Source organism: Buttiauxella sp. JUb87 (genome assembly GCF_004361975.1).
In the GTDB taxonomy this organism is placed as follows: Bacteria; Pseudomonadota; Gammaproteobacteria; order Enterobacterales; family Enterobacteriaceae; genus Buttiauxella; species Buttiauxella ferragutiae.
The window spans coordinates 741,201-760,003 of the sequence record NZ_SNVY01000002.1 but is presented as its reverse complement, the minus strand read 5'-3'; the positions used below and the strand labels follow the sequence as shown (position 1 = coordinate 760,003).

General features: G+C 49.4%; 17 protein-coding genes and 2 tRNA genes. 15 read left to right on the top strand and 4 right to left on the bottom strand.

Going from position 1 to position 18,803, the window contains the following annotated elements:
• The first annotated feature begins 86 nt into the window (after positions 1 to 86).
• Positions 87 to 1,052 carry a DMT family transporter gene (locus EC843_RS11685; RefSeq protein ID WP_064543135.1) on the top strand — a complete coding sequence of 322 codons (966 nt, stop codon included), beginning with the start codon at positions 87 to 89 and terminating at the stop codon, positions 1,050 to 1,052.
• A gap of 16 nt (positions 1,053 to 1,068) precedes the next feature.
• Entirely contained in the window at positions 1,069 to 2,241 is a 1,173-nt protein-coding gene (cgtA, locus tag EC843_RS11680; protein WP_064543137.1) for an Obg family GTPase CgtA, read from the top strand.
• A gap of 39 nt (positions 2,242 to 2,280) precedes the next feature.
• Here cgtA and pmrB read toward each other — a convergent pair whose 3' ends face one another.
• From pmrB to dacB, 3 genes are read right to left on the bottom strand one after another with little or no spacing between them, the layout of a single operon-like run.
• Positions 2,281 to 3,339 carry a two-component system sensor histidine kinase PmrB gene (gene pmrB, locus EC843_RS11675; RefSeq protein ID WP_064543139.1) on the bottom strand — a complete coding sequence of 353 codons (1,059 nt, stop codon included), beginning with the start codon at positions 3,337 to 3,339 and terminating at the stop codon, positions 2,281 to 2,283.
• Positions 3,336 to 3,998 carry a two-component system response regulator PmrA gene (gene pmrA, locus EC843_RS11670; RefSeq protein WP_064543141.1) on the bottom strand — a complete coding sequence of 221 codons (663 nt, stop codon included), beginning with the start codon at positions 3,996 to 3,998 and terminating at the stop codon, positions 3,336 to 3,338. Before pmrA ends, pmrB begins: the two co-directional genes overlap by 4 nt.
• Positions 3,999 to 4,001: 3 nt before the next feature.
• Positions 4,002 to 5,435 (bottom strand): serine-type D-Ala-D-Ala carboxypeptidase, encoded by a 1,434-nt coding sequence (dacB, locus tag EC843_RS11665; protein ID WP_064543143.1) that lies wholly within the window; start codon positions 5,433 to 5,435, stop codon positions 4,002 to 4,004.
• A 253-nt stretch (positions 5,436 to 5,688) separates the two neighbouring features.
• Between dacB and greA the strand changes: the two genes are divergently transcribed.
• Positions 5,689 to 6,165 carry a transcription elongation factor GreA gene (greA, locus tag EC843_RS11660; RefSeq protein WP_064543148.1) on the top strand — a complete coding sequence of 159 codons (477 nt, stop codon included), beginning with the start codon at positions 5,689 to 5,691 and terminating at the stop codon, positions 6,163 to 6,165.
• Between the two features lie 106 nt (positions 6,166 to 6,271).
• Here the strand turns inward: greA and yhbY are convergent, their stop codons facing one another.
• Positions 6,272 to 6,565, bottom strand: a complete 294-nt coding sequence (yhbY, locus tag EC843_RS11655; RefSeq protein ID WP_034498826.1) for a ribosome assembly RNA-binding protein YhbY — start codon at positions 6,563 to 6,565, stop codon at positions 6,272 to 6,274.
• 125 nt (positions 6,566 to 6,690) lie between these two features.
• Between yhbY and rlmE the strand changes: the two genes are divergently transcribed.
• From rlmE to truB, 12 genes are all read left to right on the top strand, one after another.
• Positions 6,691 to 7,320 carry a 23S rRNA (uridine(2552)-2'-O)-methyltransferase RlmE gene (rlmE, locus tag EC843_RS11650; RefSeq protein WP_064543150.1) on the top strand — a complete coding sequence of 210 codons (630 nt, stop codon included), beginning with the start codon at positions 6,691 to 6,693 and terminating at the stop codon, positions 7,318 to 7,320.
• Between the two features lie 56 nt (positions 7,321 to 7,376).
• Entirely contained in the window at positions 7,377 to 9,314 is a 1,938-nt protein-coding gene (ftsH, locus tag EC843_RS11645) for an ATP-dependent zinc metalloprotease FtsH (RefSeq protein ID WP_064543152.1), read from the top strand.
• A 99-nt stretch (positions 9,315 to 9,413) separates the two neighbouring features.
• The gene (gene folP / locus EC843_RS11640; RefSeq protein ID WP_064543154.1) at positions 9,414 to 10,262 is read left to right on the top strand and encodes a dihydropteroate synthase; all 849 of its coding nucleotides are present in this window, start codon (positions 9,414 to 9,416) and stop codon (positions 10,260 to 10,262) included.
• Entirely contained in the window at positions 10,255 to 11,592 is a 1,338-nt protein-coding gene (gene glmM, locus EC843_RS11635) for a phosphoglucosamine mutase (RefSeq protein WP_064543155.1), read from the top strand. The genes folP and glmM overlap by 8 nt, the downstream gene beginning before the upstream one ends.
• 231 nt (positions 11,593 to 11,823) lie before the next feature.
• A complete protein-coding gene (gene secG / locus EC843_RS11630) occupies positions 11,824 to 12,153 on the top strand; it encodes a preprotein translocase subunit SecG (protein WP_034498820.1) in 330 nt (109 codons plus the stop codon).
• A gap of 48 nt (positions 12,154 to 12,201) precedes the next feature.
• A tRNA-Leu gene (locus EC843_RS11625) sits at positions 12,202 to 12,288 on the top strand.
• 60 nt (positions 12,289 to 12,348) lie between these two features.
• Positions 12,349 to 12,425, top strand: a tRNA-Met gene (locus EC843_RS11620).
• Between the two features lie 210 nt (positions 12,426 to 12,635).
• Positions 12,636 to 13,088: a ribosome maturation factor RimP gene (rimP, locus tag EC843_RS11615; RefSeq protein WP_034498954.1), complete on the top strand. Its 453-nt coding sequence runs from the start codon at positions 12,636 to 12,638 to the stop codon at positions 13,086 to 13,088.
• 27 nt (positions 13,089 to 13,115) lie between these two features.
• The gene (gene nusA / locus EC843_RS11610) at positions 13,116 to 14,603 is read left to right on the top strand and encodes a transcription termination factor NusA (protein WP_034459687.1); all 1,488 of its coding nucleotides are present in this window, start codon (positions 13,116 to 13,118) and stop codon (positions 14,601 to 14,603) included.
• A gap of 24 nt (positions 14,604 to 14,627) precedes the next feature.
• Positions 14,628 to 17,312, top strand: coding sequence for a translation initiation factor IF-2 (gene infB / locus EC843_RS11605; RefSeq protein ID WP_064543157.1), 2,685 nt, complete (start codon positions 14,628 to 14,630; stop codon positions 17,310 to 17,312).
• Positions 17,313 to 17,382: 70 nt separating this feature from the next.
• The gene (rbfA, locus tag EC843_RS11600; RefSeq protein ID WP_034459684.1) at positions 17,383 to 17,787 is read left to right on the top strand and encodes a 30S ribosome-binding factor RbfA; all 405 of its coding nucleotides are present in this window, start codon (positions 17,383 to 17,385) and stop codon (positions 17,785 to 17,787) included.
• Positions 17,787 to 18,731 (top strand): tRNA pseudouridine(55) synthase TruB, encoded by a 945-nt coding sequence (truB, locus tag EC843_RS11595; protein ID WP_064543159.1) that lies wholly within the window; start codon positions 17,787 to 17,789, stop codon positions 18,729 to 18,731. Before rbfA ends, truB begins: the two co-directional genes overlap by 1 nt.
• Positions 18,732 to 18,803: the final 72 nt, after the last annotated feature.

Below are 18,803 nucleotides of genomic sequence, written 5' to 3'. Positions count from 1 at the left end.
CCGGTAACGGATAGAAGCCCCGCAACACGTTGCGGGGCTTTTTACATTCTGCGACCGGTAAATCAGGTAGTCGCAGGGAATAAGCAATGAAACAGCAGGCAGGCATTGGCATTCTGTTGGCGCTCACTACAGCAGTTTGCTGGGGGGCATTGCCGATTGCGATGAAACAGGTGCTGACGGTAATGGAACCGCCGACAGTGGTCTTTTATCGTTTCCTGATGGCAAGCCTGGGGCTGGGTAGTATTCTTGCAATACGCGGAAAATTACCTCCATTACGCCTGTTCCGAAAACCACGTTGGTTGGCGTTACTCGCCATTGCAACCGGTGGTTTGTTCGGAAACTTTTTGCTGTTTAGTTCATCGTTGCAGTACCTGAGCCCAACAGCATCTCAGGTTATTGGCCAGCTTTCCCCCGTGGGAATGATGGTGGCAAGTGTGGTTGTGCTCAAAGAGAAGATGCGCGGCACACAAGTCATTGGGGCCATAATGTTACTTTGTGGGTTGGTGATGTTCTTTAACACCAGCCTGATAGAGATTTTTACCCGCCTGACAGATTACACCCTTGGGGTGATATTCGGTGTTCTGGCGGCGACAGTGTGGGTCATCTATGGCGTGGCGCAGAAGGTATTATTACGCCGCCTGGCCTCGCAACAGATCCTCCTTTTGCTGTACACTTTATGTACTCTTGCACTTTTGCCTCTGGCTCAGTTGGATAAAATTTTCCAGCTCAGTGACTGGCAACTGGCATGTTTAGTTTTCTGTGGCCTGAATACACTGGTTGGGTATGGGGCACTGGCAGAAGCCATGGCACGGTGGCAGGCGGCACAGGTTAGCGCCATTATTACGCTGACTCCGCTGTTTACTTTGCTATTTTCTGATTTATTAGCGTTAGCCTGGCCCGATTTCTTCGCCATGCCGTTACTTAACCTTGTGGGTTATAGCGGCGCGTTCGTCGTGGTTGCAGGTGCAATGTATTCAGCCATTGGTCACCGTCTTTGGGGACGTTGGCGCAAAACCGAAGCTGTTCTTCCAGTACAACGTTCGGGCGAATGATTTACGGAGAAGTGAAATGAAGTTTGTTGATGAAGCAACGATCCTGGTCGTAGCAGGTGATGGCGGTAACGGCTGCGTTAGCTTCCGTCGTGAAAAATATATTCCCAGAGGCGGCCCGGACGGTGGTGATGGCGGTGATGGCGGTGATGTCTGGCTTGAGGCGGATGAAAACCTCAACACCCTGATCGACTATCGCTTCGAGAAATCTTTCCGCGCTGAACGTGGTCAAAATGGCCAGAGCCGTGACTGTACCGGTAAACGTGGTAAAGACATTACCGTAAAAGTACCTGTAGGAACGCGTGTTATCGATCAGGGCACTGGCGAAACCATGGGTGATATGACCCAGCATGGTCAGCGTTTGATGGTGGCTAAGGGCGGTTGGCACGGTTTGGGTAACACCCGTTTCAAGTCATCTGTGAACCGTACTCCGCGTCAGAAAACCATGGGTACACCTGGCGAGAAGCGTGATATTCAACTTGAGCTGCTGCTGTTGGCAGACGTGGGTATGCTTGGTTTGCCAAATGCTGGTAAATCTACCTTTATTCGTTCTGTCTCTGCGGCAAAACCAAAAGTGGCGGATTATCCGTTTACTACGCTTATCCCAAGCCTTGGTGTTGTCCGTATGGATAACGAGAAAAGCTTTGTGGTTGCCGATATTCCAGGGCTTATCGAAGGTGCAGCTGATGGCGCAGGCCTCGGCATCCGCTTCCTGAAACACCTTGAGCGTTGCCGCGTGTTATTGCACCTCATCGATATCGCACCAATTGACGAATCAGATCCGGTTGAAAATGGCCGCGTCATCATTGGTGAGCTTGAAAAATACAGTGAGAAACTTGCTGAGAAGCCACGCTGGTTGGTCTTCAACAAATGCGATTTGATGAGCAAAGAAGACGCCGAAGCGCGTGCAAAAGAAATTGCGACCGCTATGGGCTGGGAAGAGAAATACTACCTGATCTCTGCCGTTAACCGCGAAGGCGTGAATGCGCTGTGCTGGGATGTAATGGACTTCATCATTGCTAACCCGAAAATCGCTGAGCTCCAGCCGATTGCACCGGAAAAGGTTGAGTTCATGTGGGATGATTATCATCAACAGCAACTCGATGCCGTGGAAGCGGAAGAAGACGAAGACTGGGATGACGACTGGGATGAAGATGACGACGAAGGTGTCGAAATCATCTATCAGAAATAAAACGTTATCTTATGAAAGGCCGGAAATTTCCGGCCTTTTTTATTGGTTTTGCGATGGGATCCAGCAGCTTGCTTGCAGGCCAACACCATCGATACCGTTATCTAATGCTAGTTTTCCATGATGAAGCTGAACAATACGTTGGACAATATTCAGTCCAAGCCCACTCCCGCCATAGCGTTCATCCATTCGACGGAAGGGATCGGTAATCGTCTGACGATGTTTTTCATCGATACCTGGCCCCTGGTCTGAAATAGTTAACTTCGCGCCGTTATCCTGGGCGTTTAAAGAGACCGAGATGGTACTTTCAGCTGGGCTATAACGAGAGGCATTTTCCAGAAGGTTACGCAGCATCAAACGCAGCAGTACTGCATCACCCTGAACGATAATTTCATTTTCCTCCGTCCAGATAATATTTTGCTTACGCAAGGCCACCATCTCTTCCATTTCCATTTTGAGCGGCGAGATAATGTCACGATGCCAGTTGAGAGTATCGTAATGACCACTCGCCAGCGCTTGTCCAGCGCGCGAGAGCATCAGCAACTGCTCAATGGTGTGCATCAGTTGATCGATACGCTCCAACAGCATAGGGGCCTGCTGAATGCCTGCATTTGCCATTAACTCGAGGTGCAGACGAATGCCTGCCAGAGGAGTTCGTAATTCATGAGCGGCGTCTGCGGTAAATAAGCGCTCTTGCTGAATGGTATGGTTTAGTCGCGCCAGGAGTTGGTTCAGCGAGTTGGTAACAGCAACCATCTCATCCATGTCTGAATACATTGACAGTGGTGACAGGTTATCGGCAGATCGATTAGCAAGGCTGGTACGCAGGCGATTCAACGGACGGGTAATCCAGGTGATTGCCCAGAATGAGAAGAAAAGCGTGAATCCAATCATCACCAGAGAAGGAACCAATAACGAAGCAATCGCCTCGCGGATTTCCTTTTCTACATGCTGATTTCGGGCTTTGGCTGATAGCGTTTCACTGACCAGAAAACTGATTTGCTCACGGCTTTCATGCCACAACCAAATAACGCTAATTAGCTGAAAAAACAAAAGAATAAGTGCGAGTAGGACCATCAAGCGCTGGCGCATGCTGTTCATACACGGCTATCCAGCCGATAACCCACGCCACGGACAGTTTTGATCCTGTCTTTGCCTAACTTACGTCTTAGGTTGTGGATGTGGACTTCAAGGGTATTCGAGCCGGGATCGTCCTGCCAGCTGTAGATATCCTGCTGCAAAGTTTCACGGTGCACGGTCTGACCGATACGCATCATCAAGCGTGTGAGCAGGGCGAACTCTTTTGGTGTGATTTCGACGGGCTGATCTTGCAATAGCACCTGTTGAGTTTGCAGGTTGAGTGTCAAATCATCATGCTGAAGAAGGTTATCGCTATGACCCTGATATCGGCGAATCAGCGCCCGCGTGCGGGCTTGCAATTCAGCGAGAGCAAATGGCTTGACCAGATAATCATCTGCACCAGAATCCAGTCCGTTGACGCGATCTTCCAGTGCGTCACGAGCCGTTAGTATCAGCACGGGTGTACTGATACTGCGACGTCGCCATTGTCTTAATAATGTGGCTCCGTCTTTATCAGGCAGGCCAAGATCGAGAATGATCATGCCGTATTCGCCACTTTCGATCAGCGCATCTGCTTCGGCGGCGGTCGTAGCACAATCAAGCGCATAACCTTCGCTGCTCAATGCCAGCACCAGGCCTTCCCGCAACAGTAAATCGTCTTCAACAATCAGCAGTTTCATAACTTAATTATTCTGGTAGATATCCTTATAGAGACGACTTTCAAATCGCACTAATGGGATACGGCGGTTACGTTGATCGGCAGGCTCTACAGCGTAGCCTGACAAATATTGCACAAAGGCCATTCTTTGGCCGCTGGCAGTGGTAATAAATCCAGCAAGGTTATAAACACCTTGCAGTGAACCGGTTTTCGCAGAAACTTTGCCATCAACACCGGCCTGATGAAGACCAGCACGATACTGTAATGAACCGTCGTAACCCGCTAACGGTAGCATTGAGATAAAATTAAGCTCACTGTCATTTTGGGCGATATATTGCAACACCTGCATCATAGTGGCGGGGGAGATGAGATTGTGGCGCGATAGCCCCGAACCATCAACGACGATACTGTTACCTAAATCAACACCTGCTTTCTGCCGGAGGATTTGACGTACGGCATCAGCTCCGGAACGCCAGGTTCCCGGCACTCCAAAACGGTTATGGCCGATAGTACGAAAAACGGTATCGGCAATCATGTTGTCCGATTTCTTGAGCATAACCTTTAGCAAATCGTGCAATGGGGCCGATTGCTTACTGGCGATGACCGTTCCTGGTGTATTCGCTTGCGTCTGGCGTAATAAGGTTCCGCTATAACTGATGCCCGCTTCTTTTAGCTCAGCTTTCAAAATCGCACCAGCGTAACTTGCGCCATCTTGTATCGCGAATGCCAGCGGGAGAGGGTCTGCACGTTGTGTCATACATCCGGTTAGCGTAAAGCGATTTAAATCACCCGGAACGACGTCCAGTTCGCAATATTGTGCATCCGCGGAGCCTTTGGCGAGGGTACGAACCTGGCTGAACATCACTACTGGGTAGTAAGAAGCGATGCGAATAAACGCTAAGTCATCAGCTTTTGGTGCGCTGTATAGCGAAATAGAGAAACAGTTCCGGTCAACAATTGCGGCAGCTGGCGGGGCGCTAAAGCACTGTGTCATGTCATTCCATGGCCAGCCAGGTGCTTTGTCATGGCTGGCGAAAACGGAGGTATCTACCAGCACATTTCCCTGAATTTGCTGCACACCCGATTTTTTCAGGACTGCCACCATATTGCGAATATCCTGACGTTTTAACGTAGGATCGCCACCAAATCGCGCAATAAGGTCACCTTGTAAGACACCATTACTGACTTGAGCATGACTCTCAAGGGTGGTGGTAAACCTGAAGTCTGGTCCTAATTGAAGCAGTGCTGCTAGCGCCGTAATGACCTTTTGAGTACTTGCGGGCAGAGCCATCTGTTGACTGTGGTAGTCAATAGAAGGAGCTGGCGCACCTATTTTTTGCACCATCAAAGCCAGATTCGCACCCGCAGGTAATTGGGAGGTATAGTCTTCTATGTTGGCAGCCTGGACGTTAAACACCACAGCACTGGTCAATCCAATGACAAATCTAAAAAATCGCATAATCTCGCGGTAACAACCTGGAAACGTGTCGTCATACTACGGTGCATCGCGGTGCAAAGTAAACGATGACCCTCAGTGAACTCCAGGGTAAAATACAGGTCAATTTGGAAACCGTTCCTGGCCTGGTGCTTCGCGCCGGGTCAGTTTTATTTTGCTTAGTGCCAGGGGTTTGCCTTACTTATGCAAACCAGGCTCTGGATTCAGAGGTGCCGCAGGGCAGTTCTGAACAGGAAAGTTTTGAAGAGGTATAACAATGCAACCTATTCCGATGACCCTACGTGGCGCAGAAAGATTACGTGAAGAGCTGGATTTCCTGAAGTCCGTACGTCGCCCACAAATTATTGCCGCGATTGCAGATGCCCGCGAACACGGCGATTTAAAAGAAAACGCTGAATACCATGCCGCGCGTGAGCAACAGGGTTTTTGTGAAGGTCGTATCCAGGATATCGAAGCTAAGCTGTCGAATGCTCAGGTTATCGACATCTCCAAAATGCCTAATAACGGTCGTGTCATTTTTGGCGCGAGCGTGACAGTTTTGAATCTGGATAACGAAGAAGAGCAGACTTATCGCATTGTTGGTGACGATGAAGCTGATTTTAAACAGAATCTTATTTCTGTGAACTCGCCGATTGCTCGTGGCCTTGTCGGTAAAGAGCAGGATGATGTCGTTGTTATCCGCACGCCGGGTGGTGATGTAGAGTTCGAAATTGTAAAAGTGGAATATTTATAATATCTGCTACGCTTTTTTATGACGTGGCGTATTGTAAAGAAAGGAAAAAGGCCGCATCGCGGCCTTTTATCAACTAACAGAGCGTGGCATTTTGCACACTCTCTGCTTATTTTGGCAGAGAAATCTTGCGCTCTTTAGACGGGCGATAGAGCACCAGCGTTTTACCGATAACCTGTACATTACAGGCGCCGGTTTCACGCACGATGGCATCGACGATCAAGGTTTTAGTTTCGCGATCTTCAGTTGCGATTTTCACCTTGATTAACTCATGATGTTCGATCGCTTGTTCAATCTCGGCCAGTACCCCTTCGGTCAAACCGTTATTGCCAAGCATGACTACAGGCTTGAGCGGATGTGCAAGACCTTTCAGGTGCTGTTTTTGTTTAGTACTCAGATTCATCGTATTTTTTGCTTACGTTGGGATTGAAAACGGTTCATTCTACCGCCATATCCCTCGTATCGCCAATCGGCTGTGCTGATAACTCTACAGCCTGCTACTCACGATGAACAAAGTTGGAAAATGAGATGACAGGTAAAAAGCGTTCTGCCAGCTCTGGTCGCTGGCTGCAGGAACACTTTAGCGATAAATATGTAATTCAGGCGCATAAAAAAGGGTTACGTTCCCGTGCCTGGTTTAAACTTGATGAAATACAGCAAAGTGACAAACTTTTTAAGCCAGGAATGACAATTGTCGATCTTGGTGCTGCTCCCGGAGGCTGGTCACAATATGTCGTGACTCAGATCGGGAATCAGGGGCGAATCATTGCTTGCGATCTTTTACCAATGGATCCTATCGTTGGTGTTGATTTCCTTCAGGGTGACTTTCGTGATGAACTAGTCGTGAAAGCTCTGTTGGATCGTGTTGGTGGCAGTAAAGTTCAGGTTGTCATGTCAGATATGGCTCCAAATATGAGCGGGACACCGGCAGTTGATATTCCTCGGGCTATGTATTTAGTAGAACTGGCACTGGAAATGTGTCGTGACGTTCTGGCACCGGGCGGTAGTTTTTTAGTGAAAGTGTTTCAGGGCGAAGGTTTCGATGAATACCTGCGAGAAATTCGCTCCCTGTTTACGACAGTTAAAGTTCGTAAACCGGACTCTTCTCGTGCCCGCTCACGTGAAGTGTACATTGTAGCGACTGGGCGAAAACTATAGTACCCTGACGCTGTTTGTTAACACAGTTGTAATATGAGGTTAATCCCTTGAGTGACATGGCGAAAAACCTAATACTCTGGCTGGTCATCGCGGTTGTGCTGATGTCTGTGTTCCAGAGCTTTGGGCCCAGCGAGTCAAATGGCCGTAGGGTGGATTACTCCACTTTCCTGTCTGAAGTAAATCAGGACCAGGTACGCGAAGCGCGTATCAACGGACGTGAAATCAACGTTACCAAGAAAGATAGTAACCGATACACGACTTACATCCCCGTTAACGATCCTAAACTGCTTGATAACCTGCTGACCAAAAATGTGAAAGTAGTAGGCGAACCGCCTGAAGAGCCAAGCTTGCTGGCTTCTATTTTCATATCCTGGTTCCCAATGCTTTTACTAATTGGGGTCTGGATCTTCTTTATGCGTCAAATGCAGGGCGGCGGTGGCAAAGGTGCCATGTCGTTCGGTAAGAGCAAGGCGCGTATGCTCACAGAAGACCAAATTAAGACCACTTTTGCTGACGTTGCAGGTTGTGACGAAGCAAAAGAAGAGGTTGCTGAGCTGGTTGAGTACCTTCGTGAGCCAAGCCGTTTCCAGAAACTGGGCGGTAAAATCCCGAAAGGCGTGCTGATGGTTGGCCCTCCGGGTACCGGTAAAACCTTGCTGGCGAAAGCCATTGCGGGCGAAGCGAAAGTACCATTCTTTACTATTTCCGGTTCTGACTTTGTTGAAATGTTCGTGGGCGTGGGTGCATCCCGTGTTCGTGACATGTTTGAACAAGCTAAGAAAGCGGCACCATGCATCATCTTCATCGATGAAATTGACGCCGTAGGCCGTCAGCGTGGCGCGGGTCTTGGTGGTGGTCACGATGAGCGTGAACAGACACTGAACCAGATGCTGGTTGAAATGGATGGTTTCGAAGGTAACGAAGGTATCATCGTTATCGCTGCAACTAACCGTCCAGACGTACTTGACCCAGCGTTGCTGCGTCCAGGCCGTTTTGACCGCCAGGTTGTTGTTGGTCTGCCAGATGTACGTGGCCGTGAGCAGATCCTGAAGGTGCATAGCCGCAGGGTGCCACTGGCTCCAGACGTCGATCCAGCAATTATTGCACGTGGTACTCCAGGCTTCTCCGGTGCTGACCTTGCAAACCTGGTCAACGAAGCTGCCTTGTTTGCTGCACGTGGCAACAAGCGTGTGGTTTCGATGGTTGAATTCGAAAAAGCGAAAGACAAAATCATGATGGGTGCGGAACGCCGCTCTATGGTGATGACGGAAGCGCAAAAAGAATCAACTGCATACCATGAAGCAGGCCACGCGATTATTGGCCGCCTGGTACCAGAGCATGATCCAGTGCATAAAGTAACGATTATCCCGCGTGGTCGTGCGCTGGGTGTAACGTTCTTCCTGCCAGAAGGTGATGCAATCAGTGCCAGCCGTCAGAAACTGGAAAGCCAGATTTCTACGCTGTACGGTGGTCGTCTTGCTGAAGAGATTATTTACGGTGCTGAGCATGTTTCTACTGGTGCGTCTAACGACATCAAAGTAGCAACATCCATCGCTCGTAACATGGTTACCCAATGGGGCTTCTCTGAGAAACTCGGTCCGTTGCTGTATGCGGAAGAGGAAGGTGAAGTGTTCCTGGGTCGTTCAGTCGCGAAAGCGAAACATATGTCCGATGAAACTGCGCGTATCATCGATCAGGAAGTTAAGCTGTTGATTGAGCGTAACTACGCTCGTGCTCGCCAGCTGCTGAATGAAAATATGGATATTCTGCACACCATGAAAGACGCACTGATGAAGTATGAAACCATCGATGCGCCACAGATTGATGACCTGATGAATCGCCGCGATGTGCGTCCGCCAGCAGGTTGGGAAGATTCAAACAACGGCAACAACAATTCTGATAATAACGGTACTCCAAGTGCACCGCGTCCGGTCGACGAACCGCGTACGCCGAATCCTGGTAATACTATGTCAGAGCAGTTGGGCGATAAATAAGTCGTCTCTGTCGGATGTTACTGCAGTAATCTATAAAACCCTGGGCTTGTCCCGGGGTTTTTGTTTTTGTCTTAACCAAAGTCGATGCAGGGAATTTTGATGAAACTCACCGCACAGGGCACTACGCTCGATCTCTCACATCCTCATGTTATGGGGATCTTAAATGTCACACCAGACTCGTTTTCCGATGGTGGTCAGCACAATTCATTAGTTGAAGCCGTAAAACACGCTAACGCGATGATTAACGCTGGTGCGACGATTATTGACATCGGTGGTGAATCGACTCGCCCAGGTGCAGCTGACGTTAGTGTTGATGAGGAGCTGTCGCGAGTGATCCCTGTTGTGGAGGCCATTGCACAACGCTTTGAAATCTGGATTTCAGTTGATACCTCTAAGCCTGAAGTCATTCGCGAATCGGCGCGAGTCGGCGCACATATCATCAATGACATTCGCTCATTACAGGAGCCTGGTGCTCTTGAAGCTGCTGCGGAAACTGGTTTGCCAGTTTGCCTGATGCATATGCAAGGTGAACCAAAAAATATGCAGCAGGCACCTCATTATGACGACGTCTTTGCTGATGTGAACCGCTTCTTTATCGAGCAAATTGCCCGCTGCGAAGCGGCTGGTATCGCAAAAGAAAAATTGTTACTCGACCCAGGCTTCGGTTTCGGTAAAAATCTGACCCATAATTACCAACTTTTAGCCCGACTCTCCGAATTCCATCACTTTGGTTTACCACTTTTGGTGGGGATGTCGCGTAAATCAATGGTTGGCCAACTGCTGAATGTCGGGCCGGATCAACGCCTGAGTGGCAGTCTTGCTTGTGCAGTGATAGCTGCAATGCAGGGGGCTAATATCATTCGAGTTCACGATGTGAAAGAGACAGTCGAAGCGATGCGCGTGGTGGAAGCCACACTTTCAGCGAAGGAAAAAAAACGCTATGAGTAACCGTAAATATTTTGGCACAGATGGCATTCGCGGTCGTGTAGGCGATTCCCCAATTACTCCTGACTTTGTGCTGAAACTCGGCTGGGCAGCAGGGAAAGTCTTGGCGCGTCATGGTTCGCGTAAAATTATTATCGGCAAAGACACCCGTATTTCTGGTTACATGCTGGAATCTGCTCTCGAAGCGGGCCTGGCTGCGGCGGGTTTGTCTGCTTCATTCACTGGCCCGATGCCAACGCCTGCCGTTGCTTATCTGACCCGTGCATTCCGTGCAGAAGCCGGGATTGTTATCTCTGCATCGCATAACCCGTTCTATGATAACGGGATTAAATTCTTCTCAATCGACGGCACAAAACTGCCAGATGAAGTTGAAGAAGCCATTGAAGCGGAAATGGAAAAAGAGATCACGTGTGTTGATTCTGCAGAACTGGGCAAAGCCAGCCGTATCGTTGATGCCGCGGGTCGCTATATCGAATTCTGTAAAGGCACATTCCCTAATGAATTAAGCCTCAGCAGCCTTAAGATTGTTGTCGATTGTGCTAATGGTGCGACTTACCACATTGCACCAAATGTGCTGCGTGAACTGGGTGCAACGGTCATTACCGTGGGTTGTGAGCCAAACGGCGTCAATATCAACGAAAAATGTGGTGCTACTGACGTGCGCATGCTGCAAGAGCGCGTGCTGGCTGAGAAAGCTGACATTGGCATTGCACTGGATGGTGATGGCGACCGTGTCATCATGGTGGACAATCTGGGCCACAAAGTTGATGGCGACCAGATCCTCTACATCATCGCTCGTGAAGGACTCCGTCAGGGCCAGTTGCGCGGTGGTGCAGTTGGTACACTGATGAGCAATATGGGGCTGGAGCTGGCATTGAAACAGCTCGGTATTCCGTTTGCGCGTGCAAAAGTGGGCGACCGCTATGTGCTGGAAAAGCTTCAGGAAAAAGGCTGGAGAATTGGCGCTGAAAACTCAGGTCACGTGATTCTTCTGGATAAAACCACCACTGGCGACGGTATCGTGGCAGGTTTGCAAGTACTCACTGCAATGGTGCGTAACCATATGAGCTTGCATGACTTGTGCAGCGGAATGAAATTATTCCCGCAAATTTTGGTAAATGTACGCTTTACTGCAGGCAGCGGTGATCCACTTGAACACGATTCAGTGAAAAAAGTGACTGCTGAAGTTGAAGAGGCGCTCGGCAATCGTGGCCGCGTGTTACTGCGTAAATCTGGCACAGAACCATTAATCCGCGTAATGGTTGAAGGCGAAGATGAAGCGTTGGTCATTGAATATGCCAACCGTATCGCTGATGCTGTAAAAGCAGTTTAAAGTCACTCTTGGTTGTTGTGTGAAAAGGCGGCATTTGCCGCCTGTTTTCCAGGCGAAAGTCGGTGTGTTGCTGTTTTTTTCCGCAGTCAGCGAAATGTGAATAAATTGCCCTTGCGCAGTTCGAAGGCTTTGGTTAGTATTCTCACCCGCTTCAGTGGGTAAACTTAAACGTATCCGCTTGACTGGTTTGAAGCTTTGGTATGCGGTAATCCCGCAAGGAACAGGTTGATTATGTACGAAGCTCTTTTAGTTGTTTTCCTTATTGTAGCCCTGGGCCTTGTAGGTCTTATCATGCTGCAACAAGGTAAAGGCGCTGATATGGGAGCCTCCTTCGGAGCAGGCGCTTCCGCTACGCTGTTTGGTTCTAACGGTTCTGGTAACTTCATGACCCGCATGACCGCTGTGTTAGCAACGCTGTTCTTTATTATCAGCCTGGTACTGGGTAACCTCAATACCAACAAAACCGATAAAGGAAGTGTGTGGGATAATTTAACTCAGCCTACAAAAACTGAGTCACAGCCAGCGGCACCTACCAAGCCGAGCAGCGATATCCCGCAGTAATAAGTAGTAAGCTTCAATACGGTAAGAAGTGATTACCGTGTTCAAAGTGCCGAGGTGGTGGAATTGGTAGACACGCTACCTTGAGGTGGTAGTGCCCGATTGGGCTTACGGGTTCAAGTCCCGTCCTCGGTACCAAAATATCTGCATTTCTTGCATTTTATGCAATATCGGCGTAATATTTGCCACGTTTTCGGACGCGGGGTGGAGCAGCCTGGTAGCTCGTCGGGCTCATAACCCGAAGGTCGTCGGTTCAAATCCGGCCCCCGCAACCACTTTCCCTGAGAGTTCTTTTTCAAATATACTGTGAACACCAGTTGGTGCCTCGCGAAGAATTTAGAAAAAAATTCTCCTGGATGGTGTCCGGGCCGCAATTGCGGTGTACAGGGTTCAGTTATATAAAGCCTCGATTTATCGGGGTTTTTTGTTATCTGACTTCAGAATAACTGGGCTATATGCCCTTTTTTTATTTCTCGGGGGTGGGCTTGTCCACATTAGAGCAAAAATTAACAGAGATGATTTCAGCACCGGTCGAGGCGCTGGGCTATGAATTAGTCGGTATCGAATTCGTTCGAGGTCGCCAATCTACGCTGCGCATCTATATTGATAGTGAAGCTGGCATCAATGTTGATGATTGTGCTGATGTCAGTCACCAGGTAAGTGCAGTTCTGGATGTCGAAGACCCTATCACTGTAGCTTACAACCTGGAAGTTTCCTCACCAGGCCTTGATCGCCCAATGTTCACCGCAGAGCATTACGTTCGCTTTACCGGCGAAGAAGTGAGCATTGTGTTGCGAATGGCTGTGCAAAACCGTCGTAAATGGCAGGGTATAATTAAAGCCGTAGAAGGTGAGATGATCACGGTCACGGTGGAAGGTAAAGATGAAGTGTTCGCGCTGAGCAACATCCAGAAAGCGAACCTGGTACCCCACTTTTAATAGTTTGGATTGAGGTGAAAACCCAGGATGAACAAAGAAATTTTGGCTGTTGTAGAAGCAGTTTCCAATGAAAAATCACTGCCGCGCGAGAAGATTTTCGAAGCGCTGGAAAGTGCACTTGCAACAGCGACCAAGAAAAAATACGAACAAGAGATTGATGTGCGTGTCAGCATCGATCGTAAAAGTGGTGACTTCGATACTTTCCGCCGCTGGGTTATTGTTGAAGAAGTGACCCAACCTACGCGTGAAATTACCCTTGATGCAGCTCAATTCGAAGATCCAGAGCTGAATGTTGGCGGATACGTTGAAGACCAGATCGAATCTGTGACTTTCGACCGTATCACTACTCAGACCGCAAAACAGGTTATCGTACAGAAAGTACGTGAAGCTGAGCGCGCAATGGTAGTTGATCAGTTCCGCGAACACGAAGGTGAAATCATCACTGGTGTCGTGAAGAAAGTTAATCGCGAGAACATCTCTCTTGATCTCGGCAGCAACGCTGAAGCAGTTATTCTTCGCGAAGATATGTTGCCGCGTGAAAACTTCCGCCCAGGTGACCGTATCCGCGGTGTGCTTTATGCTGTGCGTCCGGAAGCTCGCGGTGCTCAACTGTTTGTTAGCCGTTCCAAGCCTGAAATGCTGATCGAACTGTTCCGCATTGAAGTGCCGGAAATTGGCGAAGAAGTTATTGAAATCAAAGCCGCTGCTCGTGATCCTGGTTCTCGTGCGAAAATCGCTGTGAAAACCAACGACAAGCGTATTGACCCAGTAGGTGCTTGTGTCGGCATGCGCGGTGCGCGTGTTCAGGCAGTTTCTACTGAACTGGGCGGTGAGCGTATTGATATCGTGCTGTGGGACGATAACCCAGCACAATTCGTTATCAATGCTATGGCTCCGGCTGACGTGGCTTCCATTGTTGTTGATGAAGACAAACATACAATGGATATCGCGGTAGAGGCAGGCAATCTGGCACAAGCAATCGGTCGTAACGGACAAAACGTTCGTCTGGCTGCACAGCTGAGCGGCTGGGAACTCAACGTAATGACTGTTGATGACCTGCAAGCCAAGCATCAGGCTGAAGCACATGCTGCCATTGATACCTTTACCAAATACCTCGAGATCGACGAGGACTTTGCCACTGTATTGGTAGAAGAAGGTTTCTCCACTCTCGAAGAGTTGGCCTACGTGCCGATGAAAGAGCTGTTGGAAATTGATGGCCTTGATGAAGATACAGTGGAAGCATTACGTGATCGCGCCAAAAACGCCCTCACCACACTGGCATTGGCGCAGGAAGAAAGCCTGGGCGATAACAAACCTCAAGAGGATCTGCTGAACCTCGAAGGTATGGATCGCAACCTGGCATTTAAACTCGCTTCGCGCGGTGTGAGCTCGCTTGAAGACCTGGCTGAGCAAGGTGTCGACGATCTGTCAGATATTGAAGGTTTAACCAACGAGAAGGCCGGTGAGTTGATTATGGCTGCTCGCAATATCTGCTGGTTTGGCGGCGAAGCGTAATAAACTGTAGCAGGAAGGAACAGCATGACAGATGTAACCGTAAAAGCGCTGGCCGCAGAGATTCAGACCTCCGTGGACCGCCTGGTACAGCAATTTGCTGATGCAGGGATCCCTAAGGCTGCTGATGACTCTGTCTCGGCCCAGGAAAAACAAACATTACTGGCGCACCTGAACCGTGAACATGGTTCTGCGCCAGATAAGTTGACATTACAGCGCAAAACGCGCAGTACTTTAAACATTCCAGGTACCGGTGGGAAAAGTAAATCGGTACAAATCGAAGTCCGCAAGAAGCGCACCTTTGTGAAACGTGATCCGCAAGAGACAGAACGTCTTGCCGCGGAAGAACAGGCGCAGCGTGAAGCGGAAGAGCAAGCCCAACGTGAGGCGCAGGATGCTGCCAATCGTCAGGCGCAAGAAAAAGCTAAACGTGAAGCTGAAGATAAAGCTAAGCGTGAAGCCGCTGATAAAGCGAAACGTGAAGCTGCGGAAAAAGACAAAGTGAGCAATCAACAAGACGATATGACAAAAAGCGCCCAGGCAGATAAAGCCCGTCGCGAAGCAGAAGCTGCAGATCTGAAGCGTGCTGCTGAAGAAGAAGCCCGTCGCAAATTAGAAGAAGACGCCCGCCGTGTAGCTGAAGAGGCCCGTAAAATGGCTGAAGCTAACGCAGGTGTTTGGACGGAAGAAGAGAAAGTGGAAGACGACAAATCTGATTACCATGTAACCACTTCTCAACACGCTCGCCAGGCTGAAGACGAAAACGACCGCGAAGTTGAAGCTGGCCGTACTCGTGCTCGTACTGCGACAACTAAAGCACCACGCCAGAAGAAAGGCGGCAAACACGGCGAGTCTAAAGCTGACCGTGAAGAAGCACGTGCTGCAGTTCGTGGTGGTAAAGGCAAGCGTAAACCAAGTTCACTGCAGCAAGGCTTCAACAAGCCTGCACAAGCAGTTAACCGTGACGTTGTAATCGGCGAAACCGTTACTGTTGCAGAACTGGCTAACAAAATGGCTGTTAAAGGCTCTCAGGTCATCAAAGCAATGATGAAACTGGGTGCTATGGCAACCATTAACCAGGTCATCGACCAGGAAACCGCACAGCTGGTTGCCGAAGAGATGGGCCATAAAGTTATCCTGCGTCGTGAAAACGAGCTGGAAGAAGCGCTGATGAGCGACCGTGACACTGACGCAGTTGCTGAGTCTCGTGCGCCGGTTGTTACCATCATGGGTCACGTTGACCACGGTAAAACTTCACTGCTCGACTACATTCGCTCTACTAAAGTAGCGTCTGGCGAAGCGGGTGGTATTACCCAGCACATCGGTGCATACCACGTTGAAACTGACAACGGTATGGTTACCTTCCTGGATACCCCGGGCCACGCAGCGTTTACTTCTATGCGTGCTCGTGGTGCTCAGGCGACGGATATCGTTGTTCTGGTCGTTGCCGCAGACGATGGCGTAATGCCACAAACTATCGAAGCTATCCAGCACGCGAAAGCGGCGCAGGTGCCGGTAGTGGTTGCGGTGAACAAAATCGATAAGCCAGAAGCCGATCCAGACCGCGTTAAGCAGGAACTGTCTCAGTACGGCATCATGCCAGAAGAGTGGGGCGGCGAAAGCCAGTTCATCCACGTGTCTGCTAAAGCAGGTACAGGTATTGACGAACTGCTGGACGCAATCCTGCTGCAAGCTGAAGTTCTCGAACTGAAAGCAATGCGTGACGGTATGGCGAGCGGTGTAGTTATCGAATCCTTCCTGGATAAAGGTCGTGGTCCGGTAGCAACGGTTCTGGTTCGTGAAGGTTCTCTGAACAAAGGCGATATCGTTCTTTGTGGCTTCGAATATGGCCGTGTTCGTGCAATGCGTGACGAAATGGGTCGTGAAGTTACTGAAGCTGGTCCGTCTATTCCTGTTGAAATCCTTGGTCTGTCCGGTGTGCCGGCAGCGGGTGATGAAGTAACAGTTGTTCGTGACGAGAAAAAAGCTCGTGAAGTTGCTCTGTATCGTCAGGGTAAATTCCGCGAAGTTAAACTGGCTCGCCAGCAGAAATCTAAACTGGAAAACATGTTCGCCAACATGACCGAAGGCGAAGTGTCCGAAGTGAACGTTGTGCTGAAAGCAGACGTTCAGGGTTCTGTTGAAGCAATCAGTGATTCCTTGCTGAAACTGTCTACTGATGAAGTTAAAGTTAAAATCATCGGTTCTGGTGTGGGCGGTATCACTGAGACTGACGCAACGCTTGCAGCAGCTTCTAACGCTATTCTGGTTGGCTTCAACGTCCGTGCCGATGCATCTGCGCGCCGCGTGATTGAATCAGAAAGCCTGGATCTGCGTTACTACTCCGTCATCTATCATCTGATTGACGAAGTTAAAGCGGCAATGAGCGGCATGCTGTCTCCGGAACTGAAACAACAGATCCTCGGCCTGGCCGAAGTTCGCGATGTGTTCAAATCACCTAAATTTGGCGCAATCGCAGGTTGTATGGTTACCGAAGGTGTGGTCAAACGTCACAACCCAATCCGTGTACTGCGCGACAACGTTGTTATCTATGAAGGTGAGCTGGAATCCCTGCGCCGCTTCAAAGATGACGCTAACGAAGTTCGTAACGGTATGGAATGTGGTATCGGCGTGAAGAACTACAACGATGTGCGTGTTGGTGATGTGATCGAAGTCTTCGAAATCATCGAAATCCAACGTACCATCGCCTGATATCAGCCGAGCAAATAGCTAATATCTTTAGGGGGGCCGAGCGCCCCCCGATTTGTATGGAGAATTTATTATGGCGAAAGAATTTGGTCGCCCGCAGCGTGTTTCCCAGGAATTGCAGAAAGAAATCGCAATCATCCTGCAGCGCGAAATTAAAGACCCGCGTCTGGGCATGATGACCACCGTTTCTGGTGTCGAAGTGTCACGCGATCTGGCTTATGCCAAAGTATTTGTTACTTTCCTGAACGACAAAGACGAACAAGCAGTGAAAGAAGGCATCAAGGTTTTACAGGATGCTTCTGGTTATATTCGTTCTTTGCTGGGTAAAGCAATGCGCCTGCGTATCGTGCCGGAACTGACTTTCTTCTACGATAACTCGTTGGTTGAAGGTATGCGCATGTCGAATCTGGTTTCAAACGTCATCAGAAATGATGATGAGCGCCGTGTAAATGATACGGATGACAGCAAGGAGGATTAATGAGTCGTCCTCGTCGTCGTGGTCGTGATATCCACGGAGTACTGTTGTTAGATAAACCTCAGGGTTTATCCTCGAACGATGCGTTGCAGAAAGTTAAGCGTATTTATAATGCTAACCGTGCCGGTCATACCGGAGCGCTTGACCCGCTTGCAACCGGAATGCTGCCGATTTGCCTCGGTGAAGCGACGAAATTCTCGCGTTATCTGCTCGACTCCGATAAGCGTTACCGTGTTATTGCCCGCCTTGGGCAGCGTACTGATACTTCTGACGCTGATGGCACAGTCGTGCAGGAGCGCCCGGTCACTTTTACCGAACAAGAGTTGGCAGTAGCTTTAGAGAGTTTTCGTGGTGAAACACAGCAAGTTCCATCGATGTACTCCGCACTGAAATATCAAGGCAAGCCGCTTTATGAGTATGCACGCCAGGGTATAGAAGTGCCGCGTGAAGCGCGGTCTATCACGGTTTACGAACTTCTGTTTATTCGCCATGAAGGCAATGAACTTGAGTTGGAAATTCACTGTTCTAAGGGAACATACATCCGAACTATCACCGATGATCTAGGTGAAAAACTCGGTTGTGGTGCTCATGTGACTTTCCTGCGTCGCCTTGCGGTGAGCAAGTATCCTGTCGAACGAATGGTAACGCTTGAACAATTGAATGCGTTGCTTGAACAAGCACAAACGCAAGAAATTGAGCCATCTGTGTTGCTAGATCCACTGCTAATGCCAATGGACAGTCCTGCTTCGGACTTCCCCATCGTGAATTTATTACCTGCTGTTGCGGGTTACTTCAAGAATGGGCAGCCGGTGCAAGTCTCGGGTAGCCCAGCAGAAGGGTTAGTTCGCGTCACCGAAGGTGATGAAGGCAAATTTATCGGCATGGCTGAAATTGATGATGATGGACGCGTTGCGCCTCGTCGTCTGGTCGTTGAGTATCCGCTCTGACACCTGGAGTTGCCTTGCGATAAGAGGTGGCTACAGGTAAAATGGAGCGGCTTAACTTTCATACCCTTGTTT

Bases quoted from the DNA above. Each gene is read 5' to 3' on its own strand.
- EC843_RS11685 (WP_064543135.1), top strand. From the start codon at position 87: ATGAAACAGCAGGCAGGCATTGGCATTCTGTTGGCGCTCACTACAGCA.
- secG (WP_034498820.1), top strand. From the start codon at position 11,824: ATGTACGAAGCTCTTTTAGTTGTTTTCCTTATTGTAGCCCTGGGCCTT.
- dacB (WP_064543143.1), bottom strand. From the start codon at position 5,435: ATGCGATTTTTTAGATTTGTCATTGGATTGACCAGTGCTGTGGTGTTT.
- infB (WP_064543157.1), top strand. From the start codon at position 14,628: ATGACAGATGTAACCGTAAAAGCGCTGGCCGCAGAGATTCAGACCTCC.
- rlmE (WP_064543150.1), top strand. From the start codon at position 6,691: ATGACAGGTAAAAAGCGTTCTGCCAGCTCTGGTCGCTGGCTGCAGGAA.
- folP (WP_064543154.1), top strand. From the start codon at position 9,414: ATGAAACTCACCGCACAGGGCACTACGCTCGATCTCTCACATCCTCAT.
- yhbY (WP_034498826.1), bottom strand. From the start codon at position 6,565: ATGAATCTGAGTACTAAACAAAAACAGCACCTGAAAGGTCTTGCACAT.
- ftsH (WP_064543152.1), top strand. From the start codon at position 7,377: ATGGCGAAAAACCTAATACTCTGGCTGGTCATCGCGGTTGTGCTGATG.
- truB (WP_064543159.1), top strand. From the start codon at position 17,787: ATGAGTCGTCCTCGTCGTCGTGGTCGTGATATCCACGGAGTACTGTTG.
- greA (WP_064543148.1), top strand. From the start codon at position 5,689: ATGCAACCTATTCCGATGACCCTACGTGGCGCAGAAAGATTACGTGAA.
- rbfA (WP_034459684.1), top strand. From the start codon at position 17,383: ATGGCGAAAGAATTTGGTCGCCCGCAGCGTGTTTCCCAGGAATTGCAG.
- nusA (WP_034459687.1), top strand. From the start codon at position 13,116: ATGAACAAAGAAATTTTGGCTGTTGTAGAAGCAGTTTCCAATGAAAAA.
- glmM (WP_064543155.1), top strand. From the start codon at position 10,255: ATGAGTAACCGTAAATATTTTGGCACAGATGGCATTCGCGGTCGTGTA.
- cgtA (WP_064543137.1), top strand. From the start codon at position 1,069: ATGAAGTTTGTTGATGAAGCAACGATCCTGGTCGTAGCAGGTGATGGC.
- pmrB (WP_064543139.1), bottom strand. From the start codon at position 3,339: ATGAACAGCATGCGCCAGCGCTTGATGGTCCTACTCGCACTTATTCTT.
- pmrA (WP_064543141.1), bottom strand. From the start codon at position 3,998: ATGAAACTGCTGATTGTTGAAGACGATTTACTGTTGCGGGAAGGCCTG.